Source organism: Pseudomonas sp. Irchel 3F6, assembly GCF_900187595.1.
GTDB classification, from domain to species: domain Bacteria; phylum Pseudomonadota; class Gammaproteobacteria; order Pseudomonadales; family Pseudomonadaceae; genus Aquipseudomonas; species Aquipseudomonas siliginis.
The window spans coordinates 482,846-496,865 of record NZ_FYDP01000004.1 but is presented as its reverse complement, the minus strand read 5'-3'; the positions used below and the strand labels follow the sequence as shown (position 1 = coordinate 496,865).

14 protein-coding genes are annotated in these 14,020 nt (G+C 60.8%); 9 read left to right on the top strand and 5 right to left on the bottom strand.

All coding sequences use genetic code 11. The annotated features are described in order from the left end of the window. Positions 1-11: 11 nt before the first annotated feature. Positions 12-542, bottom strand: a complete 531-nt coding sequence (locus CKW30_RS16805; protein WP_039757633.1) for a 4-vinyl reductase — start codon at positions 540-542, stop codon at positions 12-14. Between the two features lie 105 nt (positions 543-647). After that, complete coding sequence (locus tag CKW30_RS16800; protein WP_024014597.1) at positions 648-1,625, bottom strand: dipeptidase; 978 nt, start codon at positions 1,623-1,625, stop codon at positions 648-650. Positions 1,626-1,856: 231 nt separating this feature from the next. On the opposite strand from CKW30_RS16800, the gene CKW30_RS16795 reads away from it, so the two are divergent. Together CKW30_RS16795 and CKW30_RS16790 are read left to right on the top strand one after the other, a co-directional pair. Further along, positions 1,857-2,258 (top strand): lysozyme inhibitor LprI family protein, encoded by a 402-nt coding sequence (locus CKW30_RS16795; protein ID WP_095181435.1) that lies wholly within the window; start codon positions 1,857-1,859, stop codon positions 2,256-2,258. 48 nt (positions 2,259-2,306) lie between these two features. Beyond that, positions 2,307-2,723, top strand: a complete 417-nt coding sequence (locus CKW30_RS16790) for a DUF3010 family protein (RefSeq protein ID WP_095181371.1) — start codon at positions 2,307-2,309, stop codon at positions 2,721-2,723. A 143-nt stretch (positions 2,724-2,866) separates the two neighbouring features. Here CKW30_RS16790 and CKW30_RS16785 read toward each other — a convergent pair whose 3' ends face one another. Then, entirely contained in the window at positions 2,867-3,811 is a 945-nt protein-coding gene (locus CKW30_RS16785; RefSeq protein WP_016772814.1) for a GlxA family transcriptional regulator, read from the bottom strand. 191 nt (positions 3,812-4,002) lie between these two features. Between CKW30_RS16785 and CKW30_RS16780 the strand changes: the two genes are divergently transcribed. The 6 genes from CKW30_RS16780 (at position 4,003) to CKW30_RS16755 (ending at position 9,480) form a co-directional block, all read left to right on the top strand. Continuing rightward, entirely contained in the window at positions 4,003-4,947 is a 945-nt protein-coding gene (locus CKW30_RS16780; protein WP_095181370.1) for a choline ABC transporter substrate-binding protein, read from the top strand. A 120-nt stretch (positions 4,948-5,067) separates the two neighbouring features. Then, positions 5,068-5,955 carry a 3-keto-5-aminohexanoate cleavage protein gene (locus tag CKW30_RS16775; RefSeq protein WP_095181369.1) on the top strand — a complete coding sequence of 296 codons (888 nt, stop codon included), beginning with the start codon at positions 5,068-5,070 and terminating at the stop codon, positions 5,953-5,955. A 133-nt stretch (positions 5,956-6,088) separates the two neighbouring features. After that, positions 6,089-7,054 carry an L-carnitine dehydrogenase gene (locus tag CKW30_RS16770; RefSeq protein ID WP_056786523.1) on the top strand — a complete coding sequence of 322 codons (966 nt, stop codon included), beginning with the start codon at positions 6,089-6,091 and terminating at the stop codon, positions 7,052-7,054. A gap of 127 nt (positions 7,055-7,181) precedes the next feature. Beyond that, positions 7,182-7,658 carry a thioesterase family protein gene (locus CKW30_RS16765; protein WP_095181368.1) on the top strand — a complete coding sequence of 159 codons (477 nt, stop codon included), beginning with the start codon at positions 7,182-7,184 and terminating at the stop codon, positions 7,656-7,658. A 23-nt stretch (positions 7,659-7,681) separates the two neighbouring features. Beyond that, on the top strand, positions 7,682-8,845 hold the full coding sequence (locus tag CKW30_RS16760) for a gamma-butyrobetaine dioxygenase (RefSeq protein WP_095181367.1): 1,164 nt from the start codon (positions 7,682-7,684) through the stop codon (positions 8,843-8,845). A 371-nt stretch (positions 8,846-9,216) separates the two neighbouring features. Beyond that, positions 9,217-9,480 (top strand): hypothetical protein, encoded by a 264-nt coding sequence (locus CKW30_RS16755; protein WP_008083190.1) that lies wholly within the window; start codon positions 9,217-9,219, stop codon positions 9,478-9,480. 73 nt (positions 9,481-9,553) lie between these two features. Here CKW30_RS16755 and CKW30_RS16750 read toward each other — a convergent pair whose 3' ends face one another. Together CKW30_RS16750 and CKW30_RS16745 are read right to left on the bottom strand one after the other, a co-directional pair. Beyond that, positions 9,554-10,657: a GlxA family transcriptional regulator gene (locus CKW30_RS16750; protein WP_007949927.1), complete on the bottom strand. Its 1,104-nt coding sequence runs from the start codon at positions 10,655-10,657 to the stop codon at positions 9,554-9,556. 546 nt (positions 10,658-11,203) lie between these two features. Continuing rightward, positions 11,204-12,580, bottom strand: coding sequence for an L-serine ammonia-lyase (locus CKW30_RS16745; protein WP_095181366.1), 1,377 nt, complete (start codon positions 12,578-12,580; stop codon positions 11,204-11,206). Positions 12,581-13,015: 435 nt separating this feature from the next. Here CKW30_RS16745 and CKW30_RS16740 point away from each other — a divergent pair, with 435 nt between their 5' ends. Further along, entirely contained in the window at positions 13,016-13,963 is a 948-nt protein-coding gene (locus tag CKW30_RS16740) for a choline ABC transporter substrate-binding protein (protein WP_095181365.1), read from the top strand. The last annotated feature ends 57 nt before the right edge of the window (positions 13,964-14,020 follow it).

Genomic DNA, 14,020 nt, shown 5'->3' with positions numbered 1-14,020 from the left:
CGGTCCTCGGCTTACAACGGCTTGACGATGAACAGGCCGTCATCGTGGCCCTCTTCGGAGCCTCCGTAGACTTGTTCGGCCACAGTACGGATCTTGCTGCCACGGGCTTCGAGGATCTGATCCATGGCACCGGCGAACCAGCCGGTGAACATGTAGTCGACCTTGCGCCCGACCTTGCCGTAGACATAGACAAACGCCGAGTGCTCGAGCTTGACGCTGGCGGTGCCTTTGTCGAGGTCGATGTCCTGGATCTTGAACAGACCCCAGCCGCGCTGCGACAGGCGTTTCATGTAGTGCTCGAACACCGCGACGCCTTCCAGGCCGTGGCATTCGGCTTCCTTTTCACACCAGTGCCAGGCGGATTTGTAGCCGGCCTTGTAGAGGATCTCGGCGTAGGCTTCAGCGCCGAGCACTTCCTCGATGCCCATGTGGTTGTTGACGAAAAAGTGACGCGGCACATACAGCATTGGCAGGGCGTCGGAGGTCCAGACACCGGTCTCGCTGTCGACTTCGATAGGCAATTGCGGGGCGATCTTGGCCATGGAAACTTAACTCCAGAAAAATGATGGTTCAGTGTTGGCCGCGGCCCTCACCCCAGCCCTCTCCCGCAGGAGAGGGGGCAGATCGGCGGCGGTCTTGAGAAAGCGTTATTCGCCCCAGACGTTCTTAAGAACGCTTACCCAGTTCTCACCCATGATCTTGCGCACCACACGCTCGGAATGGCCGCGCTTGAGCAGGGTTTCGGTGAGATTGGGGAATTCGCCGACTGTGCGGATGCCCAGCGGGTTGATGATCTTGCCGAAGCTGGTCAGGCGGCGGGCGTAGCCCTTGTCGTGGGTCAGGTATTCGAAGAAATCCTGACCGTGGCCCTGAGTGAAGTCGGTGCCGATGCCGATGGCGTCTTCGCCGACGATGTTCATGGTGTATTCGATGGCTTCGGCGTAATCGTCGATGGTCGAATCAATGCCCTTGGCGAGGAACGGCGCGAACATGGTCACGCCGACGAAACCGCCGTGGTCGGCAATGAACTTCAACTCTGCGTCGGACTTGTTGCGCGGATGTTCTTTGAGACCCGACGGCAGGCAGTGCGAATAGCAGACCGGTTTTTTCGATTCGAGAATGACTTCTTCGGAGGTCTTGGAACCGACGTGGGACAGGTCGCACATGACGCCGACGCGGTTCATCTCGGCAACGATTTCGCGACCGAAACCCGAGAGGCCGCCGTCGCGTTCGTAGCAACCGGTGCCGACCAGATTCTGGGTGTTGTAGCACATCTGCACGATGCCAACGCCGAGCTGCTTGAACACCTCGACATAGCCGATCTGGTCTTCGAAAGCGTGGGCATTCTGGAAGCCGAAGAGGATGCCGGTCTTGCCCTGCTCCTTGGCGCGACGGATGTCGGCGGTGGTGCGCACCGGCATCACCAGGTCGCTGTTTTCACGGATCAGTTTCTGGCTGGCAGCGATGTTGTTCACGGTCGCCTGAAAGCCTTCCCACACCGACACAGTGCAGTTGGCCGCCGTCAGACCGCCCTTGCGCATGTCTTCGAACAGCTCGCGGTTCCATTTGGCAATGATCAGACCGTCGATAACGATGCTGTCGGCGTGTAGTTCGGCTGGGCTCATCAGGCGTCCCCTTATTGGCAATTCATGCGCCGAATCGTCTGCCGGCGCTTTGGGGCCAGCATATGCCTCGGTGCCGGGGCGACCGGGTGCAAAAACGACAGGGGAATTGCCGAAAGCGTCAATCCGCGACAAAGGGTCGTCGGCCGCCCTCCTCGGCTGGCTGTTCAAGCCCGCGCGCTTGCGCCAGAATCTGCCGCAGCCTGCACCTACCAACGGATTAGAGCGACCCCAATGAAATCAATAATCCTCGCCCTGGCACTGATTGCGACTGGCGCCCACGCCGCCGAAGAATCCGAGAACAACCCGTGCGACGCGGTGGAAAACGACATCCAGACCCTGGAATGCTCCGCCTACAGCCGCAGCACCGCCGAAGACCTGCTCAAAGACAACTACGCCAGCCTCAACGAACGCATGCAGACCGCGTACGGCAAGAACCCGACGCAACTGGCCGACATCACCGCCAAACTGAAAACCGCCCAGCAGCAGTGGTTGAAGACGCGGGATGCGGATTGCGCGGTGGAAGCGTTCCCGTCCACGGCGGGGAGCAAGGCGTTCACCATTGCGCAGAATGACTGTGTCGCGCGGATGAGTGATGAACGGTCGGAGTTTTTGGAGTCGATTGGGCAGGAGTGAGTGTTTTGAGCTGTAAGCTGAACCTCTTAAGCCAGTCTAAGGATTCCCATGAACATCTGCGGCATTGAAATCAAAGGCAGCGAAGCGATCATCGCCGTGGCGGCGCTCGATGGTTCGACGTTGAGCCACGTCCCTCTCGCCACGAAGAAGATTGCTCTGGATGACGACGACGAGGCGGCGAACGTGCGGCGGTTCGCGGCGCAGGTGGCATCGTTTGTGCGGGAGAACTCGGTGGACCGGATTGCGATCAAGAAGCGCAGCAAAAAGGGCGAGTTTGCCGGTGGGCCGACGACGTTCAAGATCGAGGGCGTGTTTCAACTGCTCGATGGTTGTGAGGTAACGCTGCTGTCGCCGCAGACGATCAATGCCCAGGCCAAGAAGCACAACTTTGACCTGCCCGGGACGTTGAACAAATATCAGCATGAGGCTTACAAGGCGGCGTGCTCGGCGTTGGTGAAGAAATAAGCCGATTCCCGAAATCACCTTGGAACCTGTGGGAGCGGGCTTGCCCGCGATGGCGGTGTGTCCGGCAATAACAATGTTGGATGTGCTGGCCTCATCGCGGGCAAGCCCGCTCCCACAGGGTTCTAGGGTGGTGCTGAAACCATTCACGCCTGCGCGGTACGCCGGTCTTCCCGGGGGCAGCGGGCGAAACGCGCGCGATAGCTGCGGGTGAAATACGACGGCGATTCAAACCCGCAGGCAATGCTGACTTCGAGCACGCTCATGTCGGTCTGGCGCAGCAACTGCCGGGCCTTTTCCAGCCTTAACCGCAGATAGAAATTGCTCGGCGTATCGTTCAGGTGCAGCCGGAACAAGCGCTCCAGTTGCCGCCGGGTCACCTTGATCGACTCCGCCAGTTGCAGCGTGGTCAGCGGTGGTTCGCTGTGCTGTTCCATCTCGCCGATCACCTGCACCAGTTTCTTGTTGCTGATGCCGTAACGCGTGGCGACTTCCATGCGCTGGTGATCCTTGCGCGGGCGTATGCGCCCGAGCACAAACTGCTCGCTGACCTGAATCGCCAGTTGCGGGCCGTGGGCCTGGGCGATCAGGTCGAGCATCAGATCAATCGAGGCCGTACCTCCCGCAGAGGTGATCCGCCGCCGATCGATCTCGAACAGCTCCTGGGTGACGCTGAGCTGTGGATAAGACTCCTTGAAGGCATCGATCGCCTCCCAGTGCAGGGTCAGGCGATGGCCGTCGAGCAGGCCTGCTTCGGCAAGGACGAAGCTGCCGGTGTCGATCGCACCGAGGGTTACGCCGTCCTTATCCAGCCTGCGCAACCAGTGTTCCAGCGTCGGCGTGATGAACTTCAGCGGTTCGAAGCCGGCCACCACCAGTAAGGTCGCACCTTTCTTCAGCGGCTCCAGCGCCGCATCGGCGTTGACCGACATGCCGTTGCTCGCCAGTACCGCGCCGCCATCGGCGCTGAGCACATGCCAGCGGTACAACTCGCCGCGAAAACGGTTGGCCACGCGCAACGGTTCGATCGCGGAAATAAAGCCGATGGCAGAGAACCCCGGCATCAGTAAAAAGTAGAAATCCTGGGACATGGGCGCACTCGGTTGGCGGGTCGCGTGGCTCGTTGATACGCCGATTATCGGCGGCGTTCAAGCGTGCAGGTCGCTACAGTGCAAATGCCAGTCGCCGCAGTGCGCTTTCACGGGTGCATAGCTGCGTAACTTGGCCTCACCGGCGCGCAGATGCCGGGAACGACAATAATCGAACTGCCGAGGAACCCGACATGAAACGACTGATCAGCAGCTGCGTTCTTGCACTCAGCGGTACCGCTTTTTTCAGCACCGGCGTAATGGCGGCCGAACCGGCCTCCTGCAAGAACGTACGCATGGGCGTGGTCAACTGGACTGACGTGATCGCCACCAGTGCCATGACCCAGGTCCTGCTCGACGGCCTCGGCTACAGCACCAAACAGACCAGCGCCTCCCAGCAGATTATCTTTGCCGGGATTCGCGATCAGCGCCTGGACCTGTTCCTCGGCTACTGGAACCCGCTGATGACGCAAACCATCACGCCGTTCGTCGAGGCCAATCAGGTGAAAGTGCTCGAAGCACCGAGCCTGAAAGATGCCCGCGCCACCCTCGCCGTGCCGACTTATCTGGCCGACAAGGGCCTGAAAACTTTCGCCGACATCGCCAAATTCGAGAAGGAATTGGGCGGCAAGATCTACGGCATCGAGCCAGGCTCGGGCGCCAACACGCAGATCAAAGCGATGATCGCCAAGAACCAGTTTGGCCTCGGTAAGTTCCAGCTCGTCGAATCAAGCGAGGCCGGCATGCTCGCCGCCGTCGATCGCGCCGTGCGCCGCAAGGAAGCCGTGGTGTTCTTCGGCTGGGCGCCGCACCCGATGAACGTCAACATCCAGATGACCTATCTGGCCGGCAGCGAAGACGCCCTCGGCCCGAACGAAGGCATGGCCACGGTGTGGACGGTCACCGCGCCGAAATACGCCGAGCAATGCCCGAACATCGGCCGCCTGCTGGCCAACCTGACTTTCACCGCCGAATCCGAGAGCCGGATGATGCAGCCGCTGCTCGATCACAAGGATGCCTTCGAATCGGCGAAGCAGTGGCTCAAGGATCACCCCGAAGACAAACAGCGCTGGCTTGAAGGTGTGACGACTTTCGATGGCAAACCGGCTGCTGAAAATCTGCAACTGACCAGCAAATAACCCCTCGATTGAAGAGCCCCTCACCCTGACCCTCTCCCACAGGGAGAGGGTATTTCAATCAAGCTTCGCAGCCCCGCAACGGGCTGCGGACAGACCCATCACGCCTGAAGGAAACGCACCATGAACCACGACGTCATCATCACCTGCGCACTTACCGGTGCTGGCGACACGACCGCCAAAAGTCCACACGTGCCGATCACCCCGAAACAGATTGCCGCTGCAGCGGTGGAAGCGGCCAAGGCTGGCGCCACCGTGGTGCACTGCCATGTGCGCGATCCGCAGACCGGCAAGTTCAGCCGTGACGTGGCGCTGTACCGCGAAGTGATGGAGCGCATCCGCGAGGCGGACGTCGACATCATCGTCAACCTGACCGCCGGGATGGGCGGCGACCTGGAAATCGGCGCTGGCGAGAACCCGATGGAGTTCGGCCCGAACACCGATCTGATCGGTCCGCTGACCCGTCTCGCCCACGTTGAACAGTTGCTGCCGGAAATCTGCACCCTCGATTGCGGCACGCTGAACTTCGGCGACGGCGACACCATTTACGTCTCCACCCCGGCGCAACTGCGCGCCGGCGCCAAGCGCATCACCGAACTGGGGGTGAAGGCCGAACTGGAGATTTTCGACACCGGGCATCTGTGGTTCGCCAAGCAGATGATCAAGGAAGGCTTGCTCGACAACCCGCTGTTTCAACTGTGCCTGGGCATCCCGTGGGGCGCACCGGCCGACACCACCACGATGAAAGCCATGGTCGACAACCTGCCCGCCGACGCGGTGTGGGCCGGCTTCGGCATCGGCCGCATGCAGATGCCGATGGCGGCGCAAGCGGTGCTGCTCGGCGGCAACGTGCGGGTCGGCCTGGAAGACAACCTGTGGCTGGACAAAGGTGTGCTGGCGACCAATGGCCAATTGGTTGAGCGCGCTACGGAAATCCTCAGCCGCCTCGGTGCCCGGGTGCTGACACCGGCAGAAGGCCGCCAGAAAATGGGCCTGACCCAGCGCGGCTGATCCATCACCCATTTCACCTGTAGGAGCTGCCGAAGGCTGCGATCTTTTGACTTTGATTTTTTAGAAGCAAGATCAAAAGATCGCAGCCTTCGGCAGCTCCTACAGGGCTCTTCGAACTCTTCAGGACATCACCATGCGCTTTATCACCGAAATCAAAACCTTCGCCGCTCTCGGTAGCGGTGTCATCGGCAGTGGCTGGGTCGCCCGCGCGCTCGCCCACGGCCTCGATGTAGTGGCTTGGGACCCGGCGCCCGGCGCGGAAGCGGCATTGCGCCAACGCGTGGCCAATGCGTGGGGCGCGCTGGAGAAAAACGGCCTGGCGCCGGGTGCTTCGCAGGATCGTCTGCGCTTTGTCGCGACCATCGAGGAGTGCGTGCGTGACGCCGACTTCATCCAGGAAAGCGCCCCGGAACGGCTGGAACTGAAGCTCGACCTGCACAGCAAGATCAGCGCCGCCGCCAAGCCCGACGCATTGATCGGTTCAAGCACTTCAGGCCTGTTGCCCAGCGAGTTCTACGAGAGTTCGACGCACCCTGAACGCTGCGTGGTCGGGCATCCGTTCAACCCGGTTTATCTGTTGCCACTGGTGGAAGTGGTCGGCGGCAAAAATACCGCGCCGGAAGCGGTGCAAGCAGCGATGCAAGTCTACCAATCCCTCGGCATGCGCCCGTTGCATGTGCGCAAGGAAGTGCCGGGCTTCATCGCCGATCGCTTGCTTGAAGCGCTGTGGCGCGAGGCGTTGCACCTGGTCAACGACGGCGTCGCGACGACCGGCGAGATCGACGATGCAATCCGTTTTGGCGCTGGTCTGCGCTGGTCGTTCATGGGCACGTTCTTGACCTACACCTTGGCCGGCGGCGATGCCGGCATGCGCCACTTCATGTCGCAATTCGGTCCGGCGTTGCAGTTGCCGTGGACATATCTGCCAGCACCGGAGCTGACCGACAAGCTGATTGATGATGTGGTCGATGGCACCACTGATCAGCTCGGTCGGCACAGCATTTCAGCGCTGGAGCGCTATCGTGATGATTGTTTGCTGGCGGTGCTTGAAGCGGTGAAGACCACCAAGGAAAAGCATGGAATGAGTTTCAGCGAATAGACCTTGCAGAGCGCTTCCGGCCCCTTCGCGAGCAGGCTCGCTCCCACAGGTAAACGCATTTCAATGTGGGAGCGAGCCTGCTCGCGAAGACGGCAGTCCAGTCATCATCAATGTTGGAACCGAGACCATGCCCCACCTCACCACCTACCAAACCACCATCATCCCCGACTGGGTCGACTACAACGGCCACCTGCGCGATGCCTTCTACCTGCTGATCTTCAGCTACGCCACCGATGCGCTGATGGACCGCCTCGGCATGGACAGCAGCAACCGCGAGGCCAGTGGCCATTCGCTGTTCACCCTTGAGCTGCACCTCAATTACCTGCACGAAGTGAAGATCGCCACTGAGGTGGAAGTGCGCACGCAAATCATCGGCCACGACAGCAAGCGCCTGCACCTCTACCACAGCCTGCACAAAATCGGCGATGAGCAAGCGCTGGCCGGCAATGAACAGATGCTTTTGCACGTCGACCTCGCCGGCCCGCGCTCGGCGCCGTTCAGCCCTGATACGTTGCATCGCCTGCAAGCCATCGTCGCCGATCAGACCGACCTGCCCGCTCCCGCTTACATCGGCCGCGTGATCGCGCTGCCACCCGCTCGGTAAATCCCCACTGCCAAGGAGCCGCCATGAACACCGCCGTCGCTGTTGCCGATTTTCGTACTTATCCGTTGATCAGCGCGCTCGGTGGCGTGCAGGGTCTGGCGGATCGCGTTGTCATCGAATGGGCTGACGGACGTGTCAGCCCGTTTCACCACATATGGCTGCGCGACAATTGCCCGTGTGATCAATGTGTCTACAGCGTTACTCGCGAACAAGTCTTCGAAAGCGTCGATGCCGCCGAGGATTTGCAACCGCTGGCCACGCGCATCGACACCGATGGCTGCCTGCGCATCGACTGGCAGGACGGTCACCTCAGCCGCTTCGATCCGGGCTGGCTGCGCGCACATGCCTATGACGATGAATCCCGCGCCGAACGCCTGGCGGGCAAATCGCAGCCCCGTTTGTGGCACAGCGATCTGCAGTTGCCGGTGTTCGACTACACCGCGCTGATGAACGACAACGCCGCGCTGCTGCAATGGTTGCTCGCCGTGCGCGACATCGGCCTGACCCAAGTGCGCGGCGTGCCCACCGAGCCGGGCTCGCTGAAGCTCATCGCGCAGCGGATTTCCTTCATCCGCGAAAGCAACTTCGGCGTGCTGTTCAATGTGCAATCCAAAGCCGACGCCGACAGCAACGCCTACACCGCCTTCAACCTGCCATTGCACACGGATCTGCCGACTCGCGAGCTGCAACCGGGGCTGCAATGTCTGCATTGCCTGGTGAATGATGCCGAGGGGGGCGAGAGCATTTTCGTCGATGGTTTTGCGATCGCCGACGCCTTGCGTCTGGAGGATCCGCAGCTGTTTGAGGCCCTGTGTGAAATACCCGTGGAGTTCCGCAACAAGGACCGGCACAGCGACTATCGCTGCCTGGCGCCGGTCATCGCTTTGGATGCGCTGGGCCGGGTGGCGGAGATTCGCATGGCCAACTTTCTGCGCGGGGCGTTCGATACGTCGGTGGCGCAGATGCCGTTGCTGTATCGCGCCTATCGGCGCTTGATTGCGATGACTCGCGAGACGCGATTCCGGCTGATGCAGCGGCTCAAGCCGGGCGAATTGTGGTGCTTTGACAACCGCCGCACGCTGCATGCGCGCAATGCTTTTGATCCAGCGACCGGGGCGCGACATTTTCAGGGCTGCTATGTCGACCGGGATGAGTTGTTGTCGCGGATTCTGGTGTTGCAACGTTGAACCGCGTCATCGTTCTTCGCGAGCAGGCTCGCTCCCACAGGGGTACGCATTCCAAAGTGGGAGCGAGCCTGCTCGCGAAAGCGTCAGCGGGAACAACTAATCTCTGACTGATTCACAAGCAAAAAAAACTCCGATCAAGCCGTGACAGGATCGGAGCTGAGGAGGGTACTGTTGAGGAGCTGCCAGTCGAGGGTGACCAAACCTTCGTGAAGCGAGCTGGGGCCAGTGTGCCTAGTCGACAATCCAGTCGGTTAGCCGAAAACGACCTGTTCATAGTCGTCCCGGCCACCGCGACAAAACGCCCTTGCCGCGTCCGGTCGGGGCCACCAGAATCGAGCCAAGACCTCCGTTGCCACAGAAGGATTTGCGTAATGATGTACGCCGATTTGATTGACCAGGAAGATCTGTTGGGCCAGCTCAAGGCCTTGGGTATTCAGGTGCCGAGCGGTACCACCGCCGAGCAGGCCTGTGAGTGCGCGGTGCGGGGCCTGGATAATGTTCGCGCATTCGAACTGCGCAAGATGGTCAAGGACATGTACACCAGCGGCGCCAGCATTCAGCCGGCGGTGCGTCAGGCGATCGACAAGCAGTTGTTGCCGGCCCTTGCGGATTACCAGCAGTCCCACAGCGCCTGAGAAACCCCTTCGCGAGCAGGCTCGCTCCCACCTGATCGTTCCCACGCTCTGCGTGGGAACGATCAGACTCGGTCTACAGCCTTACGCTGGCAAACGTCGACTCATTGCGCGCCTGACTCAGCGCTGACATCGGCCCCGACAGCGGCGACATCACGATGGCCTGCGGCAGCGGCAGCATGGCTACCTGCTGGGTGGTGTTGGAGCCGACGCGCTCGTCACGCGGCGGAATGCCGAAGTACTCGCGATAGCACTTGGAGAAGTGCGGCGTGGAGACGAAACCACACACCGACGCCACTTCGATGATCGACATCGGCGTCTGCTTGAGCAGCTGCCGGGCGCGGATCAGGCGCAGCTTCAGGTAGTAGCGCGATGGGGAGCAGTGCAGGTATTTCTGGAACAACCGCTCCAGCTGTCGACGCGACACCGCGACATACACTGCCAGCTCATCAAGGTCGATCGGCTCTTCCAGATTGGCCTCCATCAACGCGACGATTTCCTGCAGCTTCGGCTGATTGGTGCCGAGCATGTGCTTGAGCGGCACACGCTGATGATCCTGTTCGTTGCGGATGCGCTCGTAGACGAACATTTCCGAGATCGCTGCCGACAGTTCACGACCGTGATCGCGGCTGATCAGGTGCAGCATCATGTCCAGCGGCGCGGTCCCGCCGGAACTGGTAAAGCGGTTACGGTCGAGGGTGAACAGTCGTGTGCTCATGGCCACGCGCGGGAAAGCTTCCTGCATCGCCGCCAGACATTCCCAGTGCACGCTGCAATCGAAGCCATCGAGCAGACCGGCGCAGGCCAGCGCCCAACTGCCGGTGCACACCGCGCCAAGGCGCTTGGACTGGCGCGCCTGACTTTGCAGCCACGAGACGTGTTCACGGGTCACGGTGCGTTGAATGCCGATGCCGCCGCAGACAATCACAGTGTCCAGAGGCGGGGCTTTGTGCATGGAGGCGTCGGGAGTGATCTGCAGACCGTCACTGGCCCAGACCTGGCCGCCATCGACGGTGAGGGTGCTCCAGCGATACAGCTCGCGACCGGACAACTGGTTGGCCATGCGCAGCGGCTCAACGGCGGACGCCAGGGAAATCAGCGTGAAATTGTCCAGCAGCAGAAAGCCGATGGATTGAGGCGCACGGTTCTGGGGTTGGGCCCCGGAGTTGAACGACGTCATCGCGGTATCTCCTCACACAAAGCGGGTGGCGGCCTCAGGCGGAGGCTCTTGTTATTGCCCGCGTCTCACAGAGAAAGCAGGCTTTGTTATGACAGAGCAATTGCCGTGCCTGAAATTGGACGGCCATTCAATAACTCCTGAAAACGACCTCGCGACGCGTCTATACGAGACCTCGGAACACGCCATTTTGAAGTGCCATCAGGCGCCGTGACTGCCCTGCCGCGCAGCCTGTGAGCAGATCGGTAGCACTTGTGGGAACTGGCCTGCAGAGGATTTGCACAGAGTGTCACCGCAAGCACGGACGACGGACGGTCGATTAACGACTGACAAGTCACGACTGACAATGACGCTTGTCTGATTGCGACGCGCCAAAAGGTTGCGTGACTGGATCGGGATGTTCTTTTGTTGAGCAGTTTTGACTGGTCTGGCGTCTTCGCGAGCAGGCTCGCTCCCACACTGGAATCTGGGGTTCACAAATATTGTGTTCCTGGAGATCTATTGTGGGAGCGAGCCTGCTCGCGAAGAATCCACCTCGGTGTGGCTGGCTCAGCACTCAACCGCACTGACCGCCAAGCCACCGCGCGAAGTTTCTTTATATTTGTCATGCATATCGGCGCCGGTATCACGCATGGTGCGGATCACCCGGTCCAGCGAGATGAAGTGCTGCCCGTCGCCGCGCAGGGCCATTTGCGCCGCGTTGATGGCTTTCACTGCCGCGATTGCATTGCGCTCGATGCACGGCACCTGCACCAGGCCACCGACCGGATCGCAGGTCAGGCCCAGATTGTGCTCCAGGCCGATTTCCGCCGCGTTGCACAATTGCTCGGGCGTGGCGCCGAGAATCTCCGCCAGCCCTGCCGCCGCCATGGCGCAGGCCGAACCGACCTCGCCCTGGCAACCGACCTCGGCCCCAGAGATCGACGCATTCTTTTTGCAAAGAATGCCCACCGCCGCCGCGCCGAGGAAATAGTCAACGACATTGGCGTCGGTGACCGCTTCGCTGAACTTCATGAAATAGTGCAGCACCGCCGGGATGATCCCCGCCGCGCCGTTGGTCGGTGCAGTGACCATGCGCCCGCCGGCAGCATTCTCTTCATTGACGGCCAGGGCGAACAGATTGACCCACTCCATCGCGCTCAGGGTCGAGCCGATGACATTGGGTTTATTCAGCTCTTGCAGGCTGCGGTGCAACTTCGCCGCACGCCGCCGCACGTTCAAGCCGCCGGGCAGAATGCCTTCGTGCTTGAGGCCCTGCTCGACGCAATCCTGCATCGCTCGCCACAGCTTCATCAGCCCGGCGCGGATTTCTTCTTCACTGCGCCAGACCTTTTCATTGGCCAGCATCAGTTCGGCAACGCGCAGGTTGTGTTTTTTGCACAACTCGAGCAGCTCGACCGCGCTGGAGAAATCGTAGGGCAATTCGGTGCGATCCAGATCGACCACACCGCTGGCCGCTTGCGCCTCATCAACGACGAAGCCGCCGCCGACTGAATAGTAGGTGTCACGATGCAGCTCACCGAATTCGCCTTCGGCAACCAGGGTCATGGCGTTGGGATGGAATGGCAGGTTTTCGTCGATCAGGCGCATGTCCCGCGCCCACACAAACGGCACAGCCAGACGGCCATCCAATAAAAGCGTATGGGTTTCGCGCAGCGCCTGAATGCGCGGGCCGATCTGCGCCGGGTCGATTGCGTCCGGCCACTCGCCCATCAGGCCCATGATCACCGCGTTGTCGCTGCCGTGGCCGATGCCGGTGGCCGATAGCGATCCGAACAACTGCACCTCGATGCGCCGCACCTGCTCCAGTTGATGCTTGCCGCGCAGCGACTCGACAAATAGTGCGGCGGCGCGCATCGGGCCGACGGTGTGGGAACTGGAAGGGCCGATGCCGATTTTGAACAGGTCGAAAACGCTGATAGCCATTGCTGCGAAGCTCCTGAGAATACCGGTCCGGGCGGCAAAAGCGCCCGCTGGCGGAGCTGCTACGCTCAAGCTGCGATCCGCCGAATGCCGGCATCATCGGGCTTTTGTCGGCGCGCACGGCGTCTGACACCGACGCAGTCATGTCCAGCAGCGTCGTCACGTTTTCGCCCCGCAAATACGCCGTTTTTATGCAGTCGAGCAGGTCATCGGGGGCGGAAAAAAGCTGTAAGCGACGTCACCGACACTGGAAGCGACCATCCCTGTACTGGATACGACCCTCCCTGTAGGCGTCAGATTTTCACTGGTACATGATCGGGATGACTCGATTGCAAGGCGCTGCGGTAGAGCTGTCTCAAAAACGCCACCAACCGCAACCCATAAGTGCGGTGGTCCACAGTCGGAACACTGCCAAAAAAAACACCAAGGAGTCCATCCATGAAAGGTTCCCCGTCGTTGTTGTTGGCCGCCCTGCTGAGTCTGCCGTTACTGGCGCAAGCCGCAGAACCGGCACAGTGCAGCCTCGTTAACTTCTCCGATGTCGGCTGGACCGACATCACTGCAACCACCGCCACCACTTCCGTTGTTCTCAACGCCCTCGGCTACAAGACCAAAACCACCATGATCTCCGTGCCCGTGACCTACAAGTCGCTGGCCGACGGCAAGAACATGGACGTGTTTCTCGGTAACTGGATGCCGACCATGGAGAACGACATCAAGCCGTATCGCGATGCCGGCACCGTCGACACCGTGCGCACCAACCTCAAGGGTGCCAAATACACCCTCGCCGTGCCGCAAGCCCTGTATGACAAAGGCCTGCATGACTTCGCCGACATCGCCAAATTCAAGAAAGAACTCGACGGCAAGATCTACGGCATCGAGCCGGGCAACGACGGCAATCGGCTGATCCAGAGCATGATCGACAAGGATGCCTTCGGCCTGAAAACCGCTGGCTTCAAGATCGTCGAATCCTCCGAGGCCGGCATGCTCTCGCAAGTCGACCGGGCGCAGAAGCGCGACACCGCCGTGGTCTTCCTCGGCTGGGCACCGCACCCGATGAACAAGCGCTTCAAGATTCAATACCTGACCGGCGGCGACGACTTCTTCGGCCCCGATTTCGGCGCAGCCACCGTGGCGACCAACACCCGCAAGGGTTACGCCGAAGAATGCAGCAACGTCGGTCAGCTGTTGAAAAACCTGGAGTTCACCGTCGACATGGAAAGTGAACTGATGGGCAACATTCTCGACGACAAGATGAAGCCTGACGCGGCCGCCAAGGCCTGGCTGAAAAAGAATCCACAGGTGCTCGAAACCTGGCTCGCTGGCGTGACCACCATTGACGGTAAACCAGGCCTGGAGGCCGTGAAAGCCAAGCTCGCGCCTTGATTTGAGGGGCACCGCTTATGCCGGGCAGGCGTGCCTGCCCGGGCTGTTAATTTCCTT

Bases quoted from the DNA above. Each gene is read 5' to 3' on its own strand.
- CKW30_RS16805 (WP_039757633.1), bottom strand. From the start codon at position 542: ATGGCCAAGATCGCCCCGCAATTGCCTATCGAAGTCGACAGCGAGACC.
- CKW30_RS16800 (WP_024014597.1), bottom strand. From the start codon at position 1,625: ATGAGCCCAGCCGAACTACACGCCGACAGCATCGTTATCGACGGTCTG.
- CKW30_RS16795 (WP_095181435.1), top strand. From the start codon at position 1,857: ATGAAATCAATAATCCTCGCCCTGGCACTGATTGCGACTGGCGCCCAC.
- CKW30_RS16790 (WP_095181371.1), top strand. From the start codon at position 2,307: ATGAACATCTGCGGCATTGAAATCAAAGGCAGCGAAGCGATCATCGCC.
- CKW30_RS16785 (WP_016772814.1), bottom strand. From the start codon at position 3,811: ATGTCCCAGGATTTCTACTTTTTACTGATGCCGGGGTTCTCTGCCATC.
- CKW30_RS16780 (WP_095181370.1), top strand. From the start codon at position 4,003: ATGAAACGACTGATCAGCAGCTGCGTTCTTGCACTCAGCGGTACCGCT.
- CKW30_RS16775 (WP_095181369.1), top strand. From the start codon at position 5,068: ATGAACCACGACGTCATCATCACCTGCGCACTTACCGGTGCTGGCGAC.
- CKW30_RS16770 (WP_056786523.1), top strand. From the start codon at position 6,089: ATGCGCTTTATCACCGAAATCAAAACCTTCGCCGCTCTCGGTAGCGGT.
- CKW30_RS16765 (WP_095181368.1), top strand. From the start codon at position 7,182: ATGCCCCACCTCACCACCTACCAAACCACCATCATCCCCGACTGGGTC.
- CKW30_RS16760 (WP_095181367.1), top strand. From the start codon at position 7,682: ATGAACACCGCCGTCGCTGTTGCCGATTTTCGTACTTATCCGTTGATC.
- CKW30_RS16755 (WP_008083190.1), top strand. From the start codon at position 9,217: ATGATGTACGCCGATTTGATTGACCAGGAAGATCTGTTGGGCCAGCTC.
- CKW30_RS16750 (WP_007949927.1), bottom strand. From the start codon at position 10,657: ATGACGTCGTTCAACTCCGGGGCCCAACCCCAGAACCGTGCGCCTCAA.
- CKW30_RS16745 (WP_095181366.1), bottom strand. From the start codon at position 12,580: ATGGCTATCAGCGTTTTCGACCTGTTCAAAATCGGCATCGGCCCTTCC.
- CKW30_RS16740 (WP_095181365.1), top strand. From the start codon at position 13,016: ATGAAAGGTTCCCCGTCGTTGTTGTTGGCCGCCCTGCTGAGTCTGCCG.